The organism is Brucella sp. IR068, assembly GCF_049065885.1.
Taxonomy (GTDB): Bacteria; Pseudomonadota; Alphaproteobacteria; order Rhizobiales; family Rhizobiaceae; genus Brucella; species Brucella intermedia.
In genome coordinates this window covers 59,242-77,366 of record NZ_JBAKHE010000010.1, presented here as the reverse complement: position 1 = coordinate 77,366, position 18,125 = coordinate 59,242, and the positions used below count along the sequence as shown (strand labels likewise).

Genomic DNA, 18,125 nt, shown 5'->3' with positions numbered 1-18,125 from the left:
ATTGGCAACGCATCTGATTTTGGCTCCGCATCACGACGATGCGGAGTTTGGCTTAGGGGCCACCATCCAGAAATGGATCTCCAAGGGCGACGTGGTGCATGTCGTCATCGCCGCGGGCGGCAGCTACCAGAGGGCTGATGGCAGTGTCGTCGAGGGCCAGAGCCGAGTACTCGAGACGCAGGCCGCAATGGATATTCTCGGGGTCAAGAGCTGCACCCTTGCCGACTGGTTCAAGGAGAACAAGGCGCTCGCTGTCGATTACGGTGGGCTGGTTTGGCTCATCGAGAGGCAGATCGCGCATGTCATGGCGACCAACGTCTATGTCTGCCTTCCGTCCTTCAATCAGGACCACCGTGTCCTGTTCGACGCCGCAGTGACAGCATTCCGGCCAGGTGGCGCCAAGGCGAACCTCTACGCCTACGAATACCCCGGCAATCAGTACACGAACCAGCCGCCAGAGTTCGGTCGTCGCTACCACCCCGCATCCACGCGCAAGGCGAACAAGAAGATCGAGGCACTCAGGGCGCACAAGTCGCAGTTCGATGGTCGTGTCGGAGGCGTCTCGCCTGACGCAGCAATGATCCTCGGCGCCATGCGCGGCCACGAAATCGGTGTCCCGTTCGCGGAAGTCACCTTCGTCATCAAGGAGATCGTGAATTGAAGATCCTGCTCGACCCCGTACTGACCGCCGAGCCGGCCAAATGCTCGACCACGATCCAGTTCCATGAGTTCGTCACCCGCACCCTGAAAGCGCGTTCGGACGTGTTCTTCTATTGGGTCGTGCCGACCGTCGTCACAGACGAGGAAATGGCGTTTTACCCGCAGCACCCTAATGTCTCGTATCTGCGCATGCCTCGAGCTCGGGACCGCGTCCGCGATTACATCACCATGTCCCCGGAGTTCGATGAAGTCCTGGCCTTCAACGGCTCGCATTGGGATTTCGACGTCCTCTTGACCGTGCGCACCGGCCTCGTGCCGCTGTTCCGCGTGATCATGAACAGCCCTCGCACCCGCAAGCAGTGGTGGCAGAAAGAGGTCTGGGTGATCGAGGACATGCCGATGATGGAGTTCAAGACCACCGTCCCGACCATGATCCCGGACGTCCACGATCGCATGACGGTCGAGGGGCACCTGGCCTCAGATCGATCTTGGGTCTGCTCCTATCATGAGAAGCCGGAGATCGTCCGGTCGGCCCGCCAGTTCTTCGCCCCGTCCCTCGTGCGCTCTCTCCACGACAAGCTGGAGAACGTCGTCACTGCTCAGTTCGAGGACTATCACGTCAAGACGCCAGACCAGTTCTACAAGAAGGGCGGCGATAAGCCGTTCGGCCTGGCCTACATCGGGCGCATGGAGAAGGCGAACAACATCGTCGATATCCATGACCTAATGATCAAGACCTGGGTGACGCGGGGCGACAAGGTCAAGCTCGTCGTCTGCACGGTCTCGAAGGTCGTTCCCGTATTCGACAAGGAGCTGGTGGACGTCCGGATGCCGAAGCGCGAGGAGTTCTGGAAGATCGTCAAGGAGGAAATGCACGCCTTCATCAAGATGCCGAACGGTGGCGGCTTCTCTCTATCCCTGATAGAACCGATCATGCTGGGCACCCCGGTCCTCACGATCCGGACCAAGTCGTATGAGAGCTTGCTCGGCAAGGATTACCCGTTCTTCGCTGACGGCCCAAGCCAGATGCCTGGCCTCGTGAAGGCGCTCTACGACGACTACGAGTATTTCTACGCGAAGTTCGTCGAGTGGCAGGAGAACTGGTTCAAGCCGACCTACCAGAAGCGCATGTCGGAAGACCTGCTGTTCTCGAAGCTGTCCACCGCGGTCGACGCCTACCAGCAGAAGCTCGAGGACCGGCGCGAGGAGCTCAAGAGCCTCGGTGAGAACAAGATGGTCGTCCGTCTGTCCGAGCTTCTCGGGACCAAGCAGGGCGACAAGGAGATCCGCACGATCTTCGACGGCCTCCGCTTCATGGGCGAGTCTGGTGAAGTCGACATGCTCGACCAGAAGACCAAGCCCGAAGACCGCCTCGAGCGCAACATCACGTTCTCGACTCCCTTCCACCCTTACAAGCTCGGCCTGCAGCTGTTCCACGGCTTCAAGGACGCCTCCGTCGAAGTCGGGCATATGGAGAAAGCACCATGATCCTATCCGGCTCAGAAATCCGCAACCGCCGCATCATCGAACCATTCTGCGAGCGCACACGCTACAACGGGCTGACCTACGGGGTGAGCTTTTGTGGTTACGATGTTCGGGTCGACCAGCGCCTCGAGATACCGCCAGGTGGCTTCACACTGGCCTCGACGCTGGAGAAGTTCGACATGCCTACCGACCTGGTCGGCATCGTGCATGACAAATCGACCTGGGCTCGCCTGGGGCTCGCTGCTCAGAACACAGTGATCGAGCCAGGTTGGAAGGGATACCTGACCCTGGAGCTGACCAACCACTCCGACAAGGTGATCCGGATAGATGACTCGACGGCCATCGTGCAGGTGCTGTTCCACCGGATCCTGAACCCGGACGACAAGGGGTACGACGGGAAGTATCAGGACCAGAAACGAGGACCGCAGCCGGCGAAGCTGGAAAAGTAACGGTTCACAACCTGAGCCATTGCAATTAATTGCATTGCCACCCTCAGACCGGGGGTGGCATTTTTGTCCGCGCTGCTGTCCACGAACAAGGAGGTGTCATGACGGCCCTTGAAAAAACGAACAATCTTCTGCGCCTGAACCTCCCGTTGGGACTGTTGGAAAAGAACGAAGACAACCCCAACAAAATGTCGGCGCGAGAGTTCGATCTCCTGATCGACAACATGGAAAAGACCGGGATCACTGACGCGATCCTCGTGCGCCCGCTCGATATCGAGGCTGTGCAGAAGCTCGTAGATGAAGCGCCAGAGGACTACCCTGAGACGTATTTCCCGGCACTGTTTGAGAACGAGGGCCTCAAATTCCGCATCGTCGGCGGTCACCACCGTTTCGATGGCGCGGCCTACCTGGGCTTTGAGACTGTTCCTGTTACGGTCATCATGGACCCGAAATTCGACGAGGAAGCCGAGAAGTTCCAGCTCGTCAGAATGAACATGATCCGCGGTCGTATGGACCCGCAGGCGTTCTTCGACCTCTACAACAAGCTCTCCGCAAATTACACCGACGAAGTGCTGCAGGACGCCTTCGGTTTCGCGGAAGAAGCCGAGTTCCGCAAGCTGGTCGACCAGACCGCCAAGGCGCTCCCCGATAAGCACCTGCAGAAAAAGTTCAAGGAAGCCGCCGAGGAGATCAAGACGGTCGACGGCCTGTCGAAGCTGCTGAATGAAATGTTCACCAAATACGGCGACACGCTGCCATACGGCTTTATGGTGTTCGACCACGGCGGCCAGCGCTCGATGTGGCTGCGTATCGAAGGCAAGACCATGAACGCTCTCGACGTGATCTCCGATATCTGCATCGACAATGAGCGCACCGTTGACGACGTCGTCGGGCAGATAATGCAATCAATTGCAAAAGGAGAAATGAAGGAAGCCCTCGACAAAATCCTCAAGAAGGCTCCGAAGACCTCGCTCCCGGAAGGTCTCGCCGTGGCTCCGACCAAGGAGCACCTCGATAAGGTCGCGGCGGTATGAGTATCCGGATCAAAAAGAAGAAATACAGCACAAAAGGGGGCGAGTTCCGACAGCTCAAGGCACTCGGTCCCGAAATCGTGGAAGCCGTGGAAGCCAAACTGCTGGCCGGCGAGACTGCTCGTTCGATCGCCAGGGGCCTCCACGAGAATGGCCACCTGCTCGAAATGAAGGAAGACGCGATTGCCAAGGCGCTCACGCGCTATCGCGGCTCCGAGCTCAGGGACAAAACGATCGAGCGTATAGCTGGCGTCCAGAAGAACGCCTCCATCGCCCAGATCAGCGCCCGCCTGAACGCCATGGATGAGCTCGAAAGCGTCGTCCAGCTGCAGAAAGGTCGCGTGCACAAGCTTCTCCAGAAGGAGGAGGGGCTGCCGCAGGGCATCATCCTCAAGGATGCGTCGAACGAGATGCGTCTGCTAAAGGACATGCTCGTCGACCTCGGAAAGATCCAGCTGGATACCGGCATCCTGCAGAAGGCGTCGAAAACCTACAAGGGTCAGTATCAGGGCACGGACGGTCAGATGCATTCCTTCGAGTGGACCGAAGAACAAGAACAACTCTACCAGTCGATTGAGATGATGGAACAGAATGAAGCCTTCAGCGCCGAAGACAGATAGGGAGCACCCGCTATCGAAATGTTTCCGCATCCTGCAGACGATGGGTCCGCAGGGTGAAGCCATTTGGACGGTCGGAAAGACCATCACCAACAAGGAGGAGAAGCTCCAGTATCTCCTGATGGCCATCGCGTTCGTGCGCGAGAAGGCCATGAAGCCTGACATTTGGCGGGCGATCCCCGTCGATTTTCGCACGTTTGTGGACGCCCCGACCTATCTCAACAAGCCTGGTTCTGTGTGGCCGGCCCTAATCAAGGAAGGGCTGGAAATCAATTCGGGCAAATACACGGAAACGGTCCTCACGGGCGGTATCGGCGTGGGCAAGACCCACCTGGCGCTCTACACGCAGGCGTATCAGCTTTATCTGCTGAGCTGCATGGCCGATCCGCACAAGATGTTCGACCTGGACAGCACGTCGGAAATTCTGATCATCTTCCAGTCGATCAACAAGCACCTCGCGCAGGACCTCGACTACAGGCGTTTCCGCAACATGGTCGAGGAAGCCCCGTATTTCCAGAAGAACTACATGTTCGATACCGGGCTGGAGAGCCAGCTGGTGTTCCCGCGCAACGTCTATGTGAAGCCCGTCGCGGGTCACGACGCTGCTGCTATCGGCCAGAACGTGATCGGGGGCATCATCGACGAAGTCAACTTCATGGCCGTCACCGAAAACTCCAAGCAGTCGAAGGACGGCGGCACGCACGACCAGGCGGTCAAGAACTACAACTCGATCGCCCGACGCCGTGAGTCCCGCTTCATGCAGCTTGGTGTGCTGCCGGGGATGCTCTGCCTAGTGTCGTCTCGTAACTACCCAGGCCAGTTCACCGACAAGAAGGAAGAAGAGGCTCGTGCCCAGATCGCCAAGCGCGGGTTCAGCACGATCTACATTTACGATAAGCGCCGCTGGGAGATCCGGCCCGAGCAGTATCTGTTCCACAAGGGCGTTCGGGACGAGGAAAAGTACGGCATCGACCATCCGTTCTGGTTCAAGGTGTTCATCGGGGACGAGACCCGCAAGCCGCGGCTGGTTGATGACGACGAGGATATCGATCCGACCGACAATCATCTGGTCATGGAAGTCCCGATCGAGCACAAGGACAAGTTCGAGAATGATATCCTGTCCTCGCTGCGAGACATTGCCGGTGTCGCAACCATGGCACTGCATCCGTTCATTCTGAACACGGAAGCGGTAGCCTCCTGCTTTGGAAAAGTACCATCGATCCTCTCTAGGGAGGACTGCGATTTTAAGGCGACCAAGCTCGAGGTTTATCCGAAGCGCTTCGTCAATCCGTTCGAGCCACGCTTTGCACATATTGACTTGGCCGTGTCGAAGGACAGTGCCGGCGTGACGGTCGGGCATGTGCCTGGTTTCGTCGACGTCAACCGTGGCGATTACGTCGAGGCGCTGCCCATCATCCAATATGACTTCATTCTGGAAGTGCGCCCGCCGCGCGGTGGTGAGATCGAGTTCGAGAACATTCGCAAGCTGCTGTACCTACTGCGCGATAGACTGAAAATGCCGATCAAGTGGGTAACGTTCGATCAGTATCAGTCGAAAGACTCGATGCAGGTGCTGCACAATAATGGCTTCATCGTGGGCTACCAGTCCATGGATACCGACACATACGCCTACGATCTGCTCAAGCAGGCATTCTACGACACGCGCGTAAGAGCGCCCGCCCACCCGAAGGCTCAGAAGGAGCTTATTACGCTCGAAATCAACCAGAAGGACAACAAAATCGATCACCCGCCAAACGGGTCGAAGGACGTTTCTGACTCCATGGCCGGCGTGGCGATCGGGCTCACCAACCGCCGAGAGATCTGGGTCAAGCACAAGGTCCCGCTGCACAAGCGACCCAAGTTCCAGACCTCAGCAAGCAAGAACTCGATCGACAAGAAGGAAGAGCGCGAGCAGTTCTACACCCGCGTCGACCAGTACGGTAGGGAGATCAGTAATGAGCGAGCATCGGCTTAGGCTGTGGTCTGACACGAACCTCCAAGGGTTCACTGCGGAGCTGGACGTCCGAGGCATTCCTTATGACCTCGACGGCAGCACCGTAAAATTAGCGACAGAGTATGAAATCGACGACCTGGCGACGAGCTGGGGAGCAACACTGGAGAAAGATGATGGATCACGCCCCTTTGGACATGCGCGCAAGGGACAAGAACGTGACCGAGCAGATGGTGCCGGCACACATGCTGTTTCTGATGCTGGAGGAATGCCAGAAAACCGGATACGAAGTGCGTTCGGACGTTATGCAGCACCTGAATGTGGCCGTGGCCGCTCCTCTCGCCGGCCTCGATGATCTATCGGTTGCTCGCCTGGCAAAGAAGACGGACGACATTGCCACCAGCCTCCTGCATGACCTCTCGCCCGACGATCCCCGCGAGGGCCTTATGATCTGCGCAATGCTGATCCTTCGCCTGATCGATGAAGGAAAGTGGCAGGACGTTAAGAACCAGGCCGTCCTCGTGTCGATGCTCCTGATGGACGACGTCAAGGACGAGCACAAGGAGAAGGGCGACACCGGCCCGTTCTGGCGACTTGAGGAGCAGAAATGGAAGGACGCTGCCGGTAAGCTGATGGTCCGCGCCATGCTGCAGGGCCTCTACGTTTAGTATGCAATTAATTGCATTTTCCCTTGATCCTTCCCGGTCATTCTCTAAAGTGAGGACAAGCACCAATCACCAAGGAGGGTAACAGGTGAAGGATCAGATTTTCCGCTTCTCTGGCAAGCTCTGCGACTGGACCGACAAGGACCAGAAAACAGCCAAGAAGATCCTCGGAGGTAAGGGCGCCGGTCTGGTCATGATGGCCCAGGCCGGCATGCCTGTTCCGCCCGGTTTCACGATCACCACGACAGTCTGCAACGAGCTCTCCAAGATGAAGGAGAACAAGCTCGAGCTCGCCTATAAGGACGCGATCAAGGCGATCATGGACGAGGTTGATCTGCGGGACGTCTGGCTAACCGGGGAGTTCGGCTACGCCCCGCTCGTTTCGGTTCGCTCCGGCGCTCCTATCTCCATGCCAGGCATGATGGACACGATCCTGAATGTCGGCCTGACGACGCAAGTCATGGCACAGTGGGAGAAGCGCATCGGAGATAGAGCTGCCTGGGATAGCTACCGCCGCCTGATCCAGATGCTGGGTGCGACCGCCTTCGGTGTGCCGATGAAGCGTTTCGATCAGACCCTGACGGACCTGAAAAAGGAAGTCGGCGCGAGTGGGGATACGGACCTGACGGTAGCCGACCTCGAGACGCTGGTCGCTCGTTACAAGGAAGTCTTCGCGGACGAGAAGGGCTTCGACTTCCCAGACACTCGCTATGAGCAGTTGGAGGCCGCCATCAAGGCAGTCTTCGACAGCTGGATGAACCCTCGGGCAATCGAATACCGGAAGCTGAACAACATCAGCGCGTCCATGGGGACCGCCGTGAATGTACAGGCCATGGTGTTCGGTAATATGGGCGATGACTCGGGGACGGGCGTCCTGTTCACCCGCAACCCGTCGACCGGAGAAAACAAGATCATGGGCGAGTTCTTGCAGAACGCGCAGGGCGAGGACGTGGTGGCCGGTATCCGGACCCCGGTGAACCTTGAGAAGATGCCCGAATTGCCTCAGCCGTGGCCGGAGATATACGAGCAGATCAAAGAACTCTGCGCGGATCTCGAGTATGCGTATGTCGACATGGTCGATATCGAGTTCACGGTTCAGAAGGGCGAGCTGTTCCTCCTGCAGTCGCGTACCGGTAAGAGGTCGGCAGCCGCGGCATTCCAGATCGCCGTCGACCTCGTAGAAGATGAAAAGATAGACTATGCAGAAGCGTTGAGACGACTGACGCCAGAGCAGTATCGTGTGGTGAAGCGACCGATCATCGACCCGAAGTTCGGCCTCAAGCCCGATGTTGTTGGCCTGCCGGCATGCCCCGGTGTGGTGAGCGGGAAGCCCGTGTTCAGTTCGGATGATGCGGTTAATTGCACCGAGCCTTGCATCCTTGTGACGCATGAGACGACGCCTGACGATATCGCCGGGATGAATGCAGCCTTGGGTATCCTGACGCAGACAGGCGGCGCTACCAGCCATGCGGCAGTTGTTGCTCGAGCCATGGATAAGCCGTGCGTGGTGGGGTGCACCGATCTTGATTGGAGCCAGCTGAAGGCGGCAAGCCGTGTCACGATCGACGGGGCCACGGGACAGGTGTGGGTCGATACCGAAGTTCCGGTCGTTGACAGTTCCCAGTTGCCTGCCGTCAAGACCGTTGGTCTTTGGTGCTGCCAGGTTACGAATGCCATACCCGGCACCCCGCTCTTCGACCTGACTGATCAGGACACACAGGTGGTGCAGGTCGCTCACTGGTGGGGACATAAGGAGGTCGTGGAAGCCTTGCTCGAAGATCTGTCGATCTCGGCGGTACGAGATTTTACGATCCTCGACGTTCGGTCACCCGATCAACTCATGCCGGAAATTGACCATGGGTTGGTCGCAGTGTTTGGCTTCGATCCGTTTCAGGACGACTTCCGCACGGTCCTGATGGAAGCGCTCTACGCTCACCGGGAGCAGCTTGCGGGTCTGCGCGTGATGGGTCTGTCGGCCACAGAAGCGGCAGTATTCAACGCTGCAGGCTTCAAGGTGCTTGGAGCAGGTGATGAGCCTCGCGCTGTTCCCGTTGATTATGCAGTCTTTTCGACTTTGTCGCAGATGGCATAGTGTTGCAATTAATTGCAAAAGGAGTATGTGGAATGGCATTGGTGCTCAGCCTCAAAAACGGAGAAGACGTCTACATCGGAGACAACTGCTTCGTTGTGGGGCAGATCCATGCCCCGCACGATTTCGAAATGATCGACGCTGCCGGAAAGGTTTACCGGATCACTGACGCCGAGTCCGAGGAAATTATGGAGGACGTGCTTGTTTCTGCAGGCTCCAATCCTCCACTCGGAACAGTCAGGGTCGCCATTGAAGCCCCCAAGGGCATCCTGATCCTTCGGGGTGACAAGATGCGGGCGGTGGAGGTCGACTAATGGCGAAGGAATACAGGACGACGCCAGAAGCCATCGAGCGCGGGCGTGAAATGGGTGTCTACGGAGACACTGAGAAAAGATTGATCCGTATGGCCGCACGATCGGCCCCGGTCACTCACGAATACGGCAACAGACGTTTTCAGAACTTCGTTCTTCGCGTCGTTGGCGATCTGATCACGGACGTAACCAGGGTTGATTTCCCGGCGTCCTAAAAGCCGATAATTCAACAGCAATGACCAAGGAGGGTCACATGAACGCGCATACCTCAACCAAGCCAGCCGGTTCGAACGGTGTAATGCCTATCGCTCTTGGGTGGCGCTTCGCCTGGATGAAGTTCGATATCATCGGAGGGCCGTTCAACAACTACGCCAAGGTGAAAGAGGCGACCTTCGGGGTTTGCGTCCGCGCCGAGCAGGTTCCTGTCGTGGGCGTAAACGTTCACTTACCAATCCAGGATTTCAGCATCCCGAAAGATGACCGGGAAGTCGAAGTCGCTCTCATCGAGACGATTACCGCGGCTATTCGTGGCGACAGCGTTTATGTCGGTTGTATGGGCGGCTGGGGGCGAACCGGCTTGTTCCTCGCACTGATCGCGAAGGCGGTAGGCATCGCGGACCCTGTGAAGTATGTGCGGTCCACTTACACGCCTCACGCTGTAGAAACTGACATGCAGGCCGCATATGTCGCGGGCTTCGATGTGAGCCATGTCCAGGCGGTCATCCAGAGCATTGCATGGCGCGAGCGTATTCGTAACTTGCTTCGCCTCAAGTGGTGAATTGCTTCGGACAATGCAATTAATTGCAATCAGACGGGGTTAAACCATTGACCCCGTTCGGTATTCCTTCAAAGTACCGATAAGCTATTCATACCAAGGAGGGTGCAAGGATGGCGCTGACTGACCCCAAGAATACGCTGGCCTACCATCAATCTCGGGTTCTGACTTCAAACCGGGACATGTCGAACGTGCCAGTGCACATGGTGTCTGCCGCCCTCAAGAAATTCAAGGCAGCCGATACGGCGTCGAACACGGTGCCGGAGAAGGAAGCCCTTTGGTTTTATGGGATGAACCACGGTGTGGCGCTGATATCCTCACGGTACGATCCGCTGCAGCCGTTGGAAAAGTGGGATCTAGAATGGGTGGAAGCCTACCACAACCGCATGGTGCCGATGGCGATGCGGGCCTTCTATTATCTGCTGGTGATCTGTACCCGCGAGGCTCGCCACAATAAGTCGCTCTCGGCTGATGTGCCGAAGATGGTTGCCAAGTTCGGTGACGCGACCGCCAAGTGGTTCAAAATGTCGGGCGGTGAAGGCTCGATCCACGAAAAGCTGGTCAGCAGCCCGCCGAACACGACCATTGGCAACTTCGTCGAGTGCATCCGCTGGCAGTTCTACAATTCGATCTGGAACGGTGGATACGGCGGCAAGAAGTGGGGGCAGGTGACTGACTGTCTGGCTCGCTTCGTCAATGGCGAGTTCACCGCGGAAATGATGCTCGATACGATCTGGACGCTGTCACACAACAACGGCCCGATCTTCAACAAGGGCCACTTTTACTCGATGTACTCGCACACGCTGATGCGCATCCTCGACGTGCAACGCTCGGGCCAAATACCGGAAGCGGTGATGGACGACGCGCAAATCTCGAAGTTTGCCGACAAGCAGATGACGGGCACGTTCAAGCAGCTGAAAGAGCGCTTCCCCGAGGACATTGGCGACTACGTCGACTGGTATGTCGTGGAAGCCCTCGGCTCCGTGCACAAGTATCCGTCCGAAAAGACCGTGCAGGTGGACAAGTACGGCATGTCTGAGAAGGCGTCCGAAGCCGAGAAGAAGGCCGCAGCCCTTGCCCAGGCGAAGAAGGACGCAGAGGCCGCCGCCAAAAAAGCAGCCAAGGAAAAGGCCGCTAAGGAGAAGGCCGAGTTCGAGAAGAACTGGTTTGTGGTAATGCCCGAGCTTCATGTGAAGAAGATCGAACTGATCCGGGAGGCTGCGTGACCTACGAAACGAGCGAAGAGCAGCAGGCGTTCATTCTGGGCGCCGACGATTTCTGGGGTGAGGGGAAAGCTAACCCACACCCCCAAGACACAGCAGAGTGGGCGGCGTATGAGGCTGGGTATCGCAGCCAGTCACATGCTCTCGACCAACAAGCATTAGCCATGGAGGGCAGCATGCCGCGCAAGAGCCTGGATGACATACTGAGCAATGACCGATCCGTTTCGCGGGGGGCGAGGTACTCCTCAGATGACCTGTTCAGCGGGTCGAGCAAGGGGTACACGGGCTCCAGCAAGAACTGGTCAAATTCCCACAGGTGTTACACGAAACACCCGCCCTTGAAGCTTCCAGGTACGGAACTAGTGATCTACGGCGGGTCCTGCTCCGATCCTGTCGTTCTGGACGCTGACGTGTATATCGGCTTCGACGGGTCGATGCGTTGGACCGAGCGCCATTACCCATGGAAGAAGGGTGACGAGGTCTATTTCCGCATTCAGGACATGGGCGTTCCGCAGAAGCCGGACGAGTTCAAGAAGCTGGTCAAGTGGACTCGGCAGCAGCTCGAGGATGGTCGCAAGGTGCATTGTGGTTGCATCGGTGGACACGGTCGTACGGGGACATTCCTCGCGGCTCTCGTTTCCGATTTCGGTGAGCAGGATGCGGTTACCTACGTGCGGGAGAACTACTGTCAGAAGGCGGTCGAGTCGAAGTCCCAGATGGACTTCCTGCACGAGCATTTCGGTATCAAGAAGGTCGAAGGATCGAAGGCGAGTAAGAGCTCGCACAGCAAGGGCTCGAACAAGTCGTCCAATGTGAAGGACTTCGGCAGTTACTCGTCGCGGTCCGGCTCCAGTAAGGCGACCGCCAAGGTGTATGGATATCTAAAGGGCGCCGGCTCGATTTGGGAATAGCATTATGCTTTAATTGTGCAGTTAATTGCATTTTCAATTGCACAAGCAGGCCCCTCAAGTAAGATCAAAATGAAGGGCTATCCGATACAAGGAGGTTAGTGGTGGCTGTGAATATCAAGGTGACCGGCAAGGCGAACACGACAGCCTGGACCGTTCTGAAAAAGCTCAACATTCCCGACGCCGATATCGAGTGGCTTCGCAAGTCCCCGCTCAAGGTCAACCTCATGTCGTCTGCGCTCCTGTTTCAGGTGCCGACTGTTGATCATTATGGGGTTGTCGCCACATATGACGTCAAGTTCGGCTTGATAGAACTGGCAAACCTTGCGAAGGGGAACCTGACCTCGGCCAAAATGTCTGTTCTGGCTCATCAAATGATGGTCGTGGTCGAACACATCAAAAGCAAGTACGGGGCTTATCTGGACACGTTGCCCCCTGCGCCCGAACAGTTGCCCGGAACTTTGGGTAAGCTGCCGCCAATCACCAAAACTCCGATGACCTTTTCGGAGGCGGTAAAACAGGCATCCGTAGCGACAATCGCCAGCGCTGCAATGCAGCATCCAGTTGTGGCGGCCCAGCAAGTTCCTAATGCGGGGACGCTCTGGCCGATGTTTGACATGGATAAGATCAAGACAGCGGATCTGGTGAAATTGCGCGATGCCACGCACATGTATCAACCGGTTCACGGATCGTCGCCGGGATCGAGATATTTCATGGTGGGTGCTAATTCGGATCTGAGGATTGCTGCTCGGCTAAAGAAGGGCCAGTTGTCTGTTCGCATAGAAGGCCCCAACTGGAGCCAGTACCAGCATCAGATACAGTCCGTCGGCTTTTCGAAACTATCGAAGGGTGATGGTTACGCCTCGGTTCACTTCGATGTTGGTGACGATATCAGTCTCGCCAACAAAACGCTGGGAGCCATTCTTACCGGTCTTGGCATCGGATTGGAGACACCGATACCGAACCTGGCTGTCATCAACAAATAAGAGGATGATCATGCTCACTAGAGAGCAATTCGACGCGCTTGAACCCGGCGACGTTATCGAGACAGAATCACTGTTCCCCAGCCTCACCAAGGAGAAGGTGTCGTTTCATGTGACCGAAAGGACGTCTGACAAGGTGCAGTTCGTTCTGTCGTTTCTAGGCATCACGCTGGGCAAGTGGAGCTGCGTGAATTTCAAGGGGAAGCTGGTATGGGAGAAGTGAGCTACACGAACCGCGTCTACGCGCTGGCCGATGCGCTCGGTATGGCGCTGGATGGTGAAGGCTACTCGGGCAAGCTGACCGGTGGGCGCATCAAGAAGTGGCGTATCCACGGTGAGGTATTCGAATTTAACCAGAAGGTTGTTTCTTCCGGGCTGATCGGAAACCGTATCGCCATCATCGCCAAGGTGGGCGGAAACCTTGCGGCTCTGGTTGAAGTCGACCCAGAAGGCAAGATCACCGTTCATCTGCTCAATCTCGCTCACATGGAGCAGAGCCACAACTGGATCGAAAACTACAAGCCAAAAGACATAAAGAGCTGCCTCAACCTTCTCGGCAAGGCGGTCGTTAAGTCGTTCATGAAGATCGACAAGCACAAGTGGACGGAGCTCGCTGCCGTCTGATTTGCAATTAACTGCACTGAAAGTACGATATGACGATTTTGATTTGGACAACGTCAGAAACCTCGCTCCTGCAGAAAACCTTTGGCCCGATTATGAGGTCGTTCCGGCCCGACGTTCCGGCTCACAAGTTCGTACCGTGGAAAGAGGAGGACCCTGTGCCGGAGGCCGGGAAAGGGGACGTAGTCCTTGTCTGCGGCAGCAAGCCACTGGAAACGATGCGGCGAGAGGGTCTGGTTCAGAAGAACCTGACTCTCAACTCATTACGGGAAAAGCCATTGAAGCGGGGTGGCGGGCATTACCTCCTGACGTTCGACCCGTACTCGATGATGACCGAGCCGGAAAAAATTGAGTTGCTCGCCTGGGACGTTCGCCTGGCGGCCCGCGTGATGCGCACCGGTTCTCCGTTGCCGAACCTCGGCCAGTATAAATGGGTGAACACTTACCAGCCCATGATCGATTGGATCGAGGAACGGTACGCCAAGACAGGCAAGGCCGTCGACGTAGCCTGCGATACCGAAACGATGGGCTTCTATCCGTGGTATCCGGACAAGGACATAGTCTCGATCAGCTTCACTGCGAAGCCGATGACCGCGGAAGTTCTGTATCTGGGCCCGCAAAAGCGCCCGATAGATCTCGACCCCAACGTGCCGCTGTTCGATCAGATCCAGTGGCTCCTGACGTCTCCGAAGGTGAAGCTGCGTTTCTCCAACGGCAAGTACGACCTGATCTGGATCGCGGAGAAGTGGGGCATTGAGTGCACGAACTTCAAGTTCGACAACATGCTAGTCGGAACTTTGCTGAACGAGAACCTGTCGAACAGCCTGAATATCCACGCCAAGGTTCGGACGGACATGGGTGGGTATGACGACAGCTTCAACGACAAGTACGACAAGGGCCACATGGAGAAGATCCCGGCGAATGACGATTTCCTCGTTTATGCCGGAGGCGACACGGATGCGGCCCAACGCGTGGCCGACAACCTCCGGGACGAGCTCGCTGAAGACGAGCAACTGACCAAGTTTTACATCACCATCCTTCATCCTGCCGCGCGCGCCTTCGAGAAGATCGAGCGCCGTGGTGTCTGTGTGGATCAGGAGAAGTTCGCGATCCTCCGCGATGACCTCAAGAAGGTAGTCAAGGAGAACCAGGACAAGGCGCTTGCAATCCTTCCGAACCGGATGCGGATCAAGTACCGGGACCGGATCGACGACCAGATCGCGGCTGGTAAGAACCCGCTACTGCCATCCATCCTCAAGGAGTTCTTCTTCACCCCTCACGGGTTGAACCTCAAGCCCAAGATGACCACCGGCAAGACAGGCGAACCTTCCATGGCGAAGGCCCATCTTCGCCAGTTTGCAGATGTGCCGGCGGCCATGGAGATGGTTGGTGTCCTGACCGAGATGGACTCGGCGGCCAAAACGCTCTCGACCTTCGTGGAAGGCTTTCTCAAGCACCTGCGTCCGGACGGCAAGTTCCATACGACATACTTCCTCGGTCGTGCGGAGTTCGAAGGCCACGATGACGATGAAAGCGGCACCGTAACGGGGCGCCTGTCGGCCAAAGACCCGCCGTTCCAGGTGGTGCCGAAGAAGACCAAGTGGGCCAAGCGCATTCGCGAATGCTTCCCGGCGCCGAAGGGCTATGTCGTCCTGTCTCTCGACTACAGCCAGGGCGAGCTGAAGGTCGTCGCCTGCGTGGCGAACGAGAAGACCATGATCCAGGCGTACATGGACGGCCTCGACCTCCACGCACTGACCGGAGCCAAGCTTGCTCAGGTGGACGTGCAGGAGTTCCTGAAGTGGAAGGACAGCGAAGACGCCGCACTGGCAGCCGCATTCGAAAAGAACCGCGGAAATGCCAAGCCGGCCAACTTTGGACTCCTTTACGGAATGCAGGTCGAAGGCTTCCGTCAGTATGCGTGGGCCAACTACGGCATTAAGCTCTCCTTCGCAGAAGCCGAAGCGATGCGTAACGCCTTCTTCGAGCTGTATCCGGGTCTGCTCGGTTACCACGAGAAGCAGCGCACACTGGTAAGCATGACGGAACAGGTTCGCTCACCACTGGGCCGTATCCGCCACCTACCGATGATCAAGTCGTGGGATCGTGAAATCAAGTCCCGAGCCGAGCGCCAGGCAATCAATTCCCCGATCCAGTCGACGTTGACTGACATGATGTGCTGGGCGATCGCGCTGATCGAGGATGCTTACCCGAACTCGCCAGTGCAGATTGTGGGACAAATCCACGACGCCATGATCGCCTATGTGCCGGAGCACGAAGCGACCCTGTGGGCTGGACGCCTCACGGAAATCATGAGCAATCTGCCCTTCCACGAGCTGGGGTGGAACCCTGTCTTGAAGTTCACCGCGGACGCAGAGGCAGGAGCAACCCTCGCTGATCTGAAGAAGCTGAAACTCGCCGCTTAATGATTGTGCAATTAATTGCATACCGGTAAGCTGGAGTGACAGCTGACAAAGAAGGTGTGTGATGAGCGACGAGAACAAGACAGAGGGCAATCGCCCTCAGCTGCGCCTGGTAAAGTTTCAGGGCGACGGGGACCCGGTCCTCGATAAGCTGCGCGGAAAGGTGACGAAGGCGAATGGTGAGGCAGTAGCCGCCAACGCCTTCGAAAGTGAAGACGAATACCAGGACCTTTATATCGGCGCCGCTCGCGACGTCGGTATTCTCGAACCACCGTACAACCTCAAAAGTCTCGACAGGCTCGCTCAGGAGAACAACGCCCTGAGCCCCTGTGTCGAGGCGATGGTCACCAACGTTGATGGCACCGGCTACGACTTCGAAAAAGATGGCGAAGAAGCCGAGGACCACCACGACGACACACATATCGACCACTTGAATGATTTCTTTAGCCAGCCGTGGCCTGGTGTCTCCTTCCAGACAATACGCAAGGAACTGCGCCGCGATCTCGAGCGTACTGGCAATGCTTATCTCGAAGTGCTGCGCAACCCGCAGGACGAGATTGTGTTCTTTCGTCGCGTCGACGCCAAGATGATGCGTCTAGTCAAGCTGGACGATCCGATCCCAGTCAAGCGCACGGTCAAGCGCCGCGGCAAGGACGAGACGATCACCGTCATGCAGCGCGAGCGTCGTTTCTGCCAGATGGTGAACGGAGTCAGCCTCGTTTACTTCAAGGAGTTCGGCGCAACCCGCGACGTCCATAAGAAGCGGGGCTCATGGTCACCAGTCGGTAACAGGCTGCCAGCGGACATTCGTGGCACCGAGATCATCCACTTCACGTTGCTTCCCGACTCGCACACGCCTTATGGCGTTCCCCGTTGGATCAGCCAGCTGCCGTCCGTTCTTGGCTCCCGCAAGGCCGAAGAGTTTAATCTGGAGTTCTTCGATAATGGCGGCGTCCCCCCGGCGCTGATCATCCTGCAAGGCGGCTCTCTCCAGCACGAGACACGCAACGCCCTCGATCAGAAGTTGGCTCAGGGTACTGCCGGCCAGAAGAACCGCATTCAGGTGCTGGAGGTTGAGCCCACCGGCGGCTCCATGGACAAGGAAAGCACTGTCCGCGTGACGGTGGAACGCTTCGGGGCCGAGCGTCAGAACGATGCGATGTTCGAGAATTATGACGACAAGTGCGAGACCCGCATTCGTCGCTCGTTCCGCCTGCCTCCGATCTTCGTGGGCAAGGCCGACGACTATTCGTTCGCGACCGCCTTCGCCAGCTACACGGTTGCTGAGGCTCAGGTGTTCAAGCCGGAGCGCGACGAGTTCGACGAGATTATCAGCCTGAAGCTGATCAAGGCGCTGGGCTTCCACGATTACAAGATGGTATCCAAGCCGCTCGTTATCGAAGACGCCACGCTCAAGCTCGAAGGCATCAACATGGCGATCCAGACCAATCAGGTCGACATGGAAGATATCATCTACGAGATCAACGAAGCCTGCGGCACCGACATTCGTGTCAGCGACAAGCCTCGTGTTCTCACGGGAGCCAGCCATACGATCGACGCGGACGGCAACATCGTCCCGGTCCCTAAGGAAATCCCGGCCAACCAGAACGAGCCGACCAAACCTGGGGCCAAGCCAAAGGTCTCAGCCAAGACACCGACCCCGGTCGAGAAGATCGAGCATCGCGGCGTGAATGACCTAGCCCTTGACACTATGATCGCGCTCCGCAACCGGGACACGGTCGCCCTGGCCAAGAACATCACGCTGATCAACTCACTCGACAGCGCGGGGTTCGATCGCTTCCGGAAGGCGTCGGCGGATCTTCAGTTCATCGATACGACGCTCGACAGCGAGGGGCTGACGGATTTGGCTTCCTGCACGATCTCCGTCATGAACCGTAGCCTGGCCAAGCAGGATTGCTGCGGCCACGTACACTGAG

18 protein-coding genes are annotated in these 18,125 nt (G+C 57.3%); all 18 read left to right on the top strand.

The window, feature by feature from the left end:
• Position 1 precedes the first annotated feature (1 nt).
• The 18 genes from ACOWVS_RS16980 (at position 2) to ACOWVS_RS16895 (ending at position 18,124) form a co-directional block, all read left to right on the top strand.
• Positions 2-661: a PIG-L deacetylase family protein gene (locus tag ACOWVS_RS16980; RefSeq protein WP_075042102.1), complete on the top strand. Its 660-nt coding sequence runs from the start codon at positions 2-4 to the stop codon at positions 659-661.
• Positions 658-2,148 carry a hypothetical protein gene (locus tag ACOWVS_RS16975; RefSeq protein WP_075042103.1) on the top strand — a complete coding sequence of 497 codons (1,491 nt, stop codon included), beginning with the start codon at positions 658-660 and terminating at the stop codon, positions 2,146-2,148. The genes ACOWVS_RS16980 and ACOWVS_RS16975 overlap by 4 nt, the downstream gene beginning before the upstream one ends.
• Positions 2,145-2,594, top strand: a complete 450-nt coding sequence (gene dcd / locus ACOWVS_RS16970) for a dCTP deaminase (protein ID WP_075042104.1) — start codon at positions 2,145-2,147, stop codon at positions 2,592-2,594. Before ACOWVS_RS16975 ends, dcd begins: the two co-directional genes overlap by 4 nt.
• Before the next feature lie 98 nt (positions 2,595-2,692).
• Positions 2,693-3,625, top strand: a complete 933-nt coding sequence (locus ACOWVS_RS16965) for a ParB/RepB/Spo0J family partition protein (protein ID WP_075042105.1) — start codon at positions 2,693-2,695, stop codon at positions 3,623-3,625.
• Entirely contained in the window at positions 3,622-4,242 is a 621-nt protein-coding gene (locus ACOWVS_RS16960) for a hypothetical protein (RefSeq protein WP_075042106.1), read from the top strand. The genes ACOWVS_RS16965 and ACOWVS_RS16960 overlap by 4 nt, the downstream gene beginning before the upstream one ends.
• A complete protein-coding gene (locus ACOWVS_RS16955) occupies positions 4,214-6,214 on the top strand; it encodes a hypothetical protein (RefSeq protein ID WP_139309274.1) in 2,001 nt (666 codons plus the stop codon). The genes ACOWVS_RS16960 and ACOWVS_RS16955 overlap by 29 nt, the downstream gene beginning before the upstream one ends.
• A 149-nt stretch (positions 6,215-6,363) precedes the next feature.
• Complete coding sequence (locus ACOWVS_RS16950) at positions 6,364-6,858, top strand: hypothetical protein (RefSeq protein WP_139309275.1); 495 nt, start codon at positions 6,364-6,366, stop codon at positions 6,856-6,858.
• 85 nt (positions 6,859-6,943) lie between these two features.
• On the top strand, positions 6,944-8,947 hold the full coding sequence (locus ACOWVS_RS16945) for a PEP/pyruvate-binding domain-containing protein (protein WP_075042109.1): 2,004 nt from the start codon (positions 6,944-6,946) through the stop codon (positions 8,945-8,947).
• A 32-nt stretch (positions 8,948-8,979) separates the two neighbouring features.
• Positions 8,980-9,258, top strand: coding sequence for a hypothetical protein (locus ACOWVS_RS16940; RefSeq protein WP_075042110.1), 279 nt, complete (start codon positions 8,980-8,982; stop codon positions 9,256-9,258).
• A complete protein-coding gene (locus ACOWVS_RS16935; protein WP_075042111.1) occupies positions 9,258-9,470 on the top strand; it encodes a hypothetical protein in 213 nt (70 codons plus the stop codon). Before ACOWVS_RS16940 ends, ACOWVS_RS16935 begins: the two co-directional genes overlap by 1 nt.
• Positions 9,471-9,508: 38 nt before the next feature.
• Positions 9,509-10,033 carry a protein-tyrosine phosphatase family protein gene (locus ACOWVS_RS16930; RefSeq protein WP_075042112.1) on the top strand — a complete coding sequence of 175 codons (525 nt, stop codon included), beginning with the start codon at positions 9,509-9,511 and terminating at the stop codon, positions 10,031-10,033.
• Between the two features lie 110 nt (positions 10,034-10,143).
• Positions 10,144-11,256: a hypothetical protein gene (locus ACOWVS_RS16925; RefSeq protein WP_075042113.1), complete on the top strand. Its 1,113-nt coding sequence runs from the start codon at positions 10,144-10,146 to the stop codon at positions 11,254-11,256.
• A 335-nt stretch (positions 11,257-11,591) separates the two neighbouring features.
• Positions 11,592-12,164, top strand: coding sequence for a protein-tyrosine phosphatase family protein (locus ACOWVS_RS16920; RefSeq protein WP_139309276.1), 573 nt, complete (start codon positions 11,592-11,594; stop codon positions 12,162-12,164).
• 101 nt (positions 12,165-12,265) lie between these two features.
• Entirely contained in the window at positions 12,266-13,147 is an 882-nt protein-coding gene (locus ACOWVS_RS16915) for a hypothetical protein (RefSeq protein WP_075042115.1), read from the top strand.
• A 10-nt stretch (positions 13,148-13,157) separates the two neighbouring features.
• The gene (locus ACOWVS_RS16910; RefSeq protein ID WP_075042116.1) at positions 13,158-13,367 is read left to right on the top strand and encodes a hypothetical protein; all 210 of its coding nucleotides are present in this window, start codon (positions 13,158-13,160) and stop codon (positions 13,365-13,367) included.
• Entirely contained in the window at positions 13,355-13,768 is a 414-nt protein-coding gene (locus tag ACOWVS_RS16905) for a hypothetical protein (RefSeq protein WP_075042117.1), read from the top strand. The genes ACOWVS_RS16910 and ACOWVS_RS16905 overlap by 13 nt, the downstream gene beginning before the upstream one ends.
• Positions 13,769-13,797: 29 nt before the next feature.
• Complete coding sequence (locus ACOWVS_RS16900; protein ID WP_075042118.1) at positions 13,798-16,191, top strand: DNA polymerase; 2,394 nt, start codon at positions 13,798-13,800, stop codon at positions 16,189-16,191.
• A 61-nt stretch (positions 16,192-16,252) separates the two neighbouring features.
• Positions 16,253-18,124 (top strand): phage portal protein, encoded by a 1,872-nt coding sequence (locus tag ACOWVS_RS16895; RefSeq protein WP_075042119.1) that lies wholly within the window; start codon positions 16,253-16,255, stop codon positions 18,122-18,124.
• Position 18,125 lies beyond the last annotated feature (1 nt).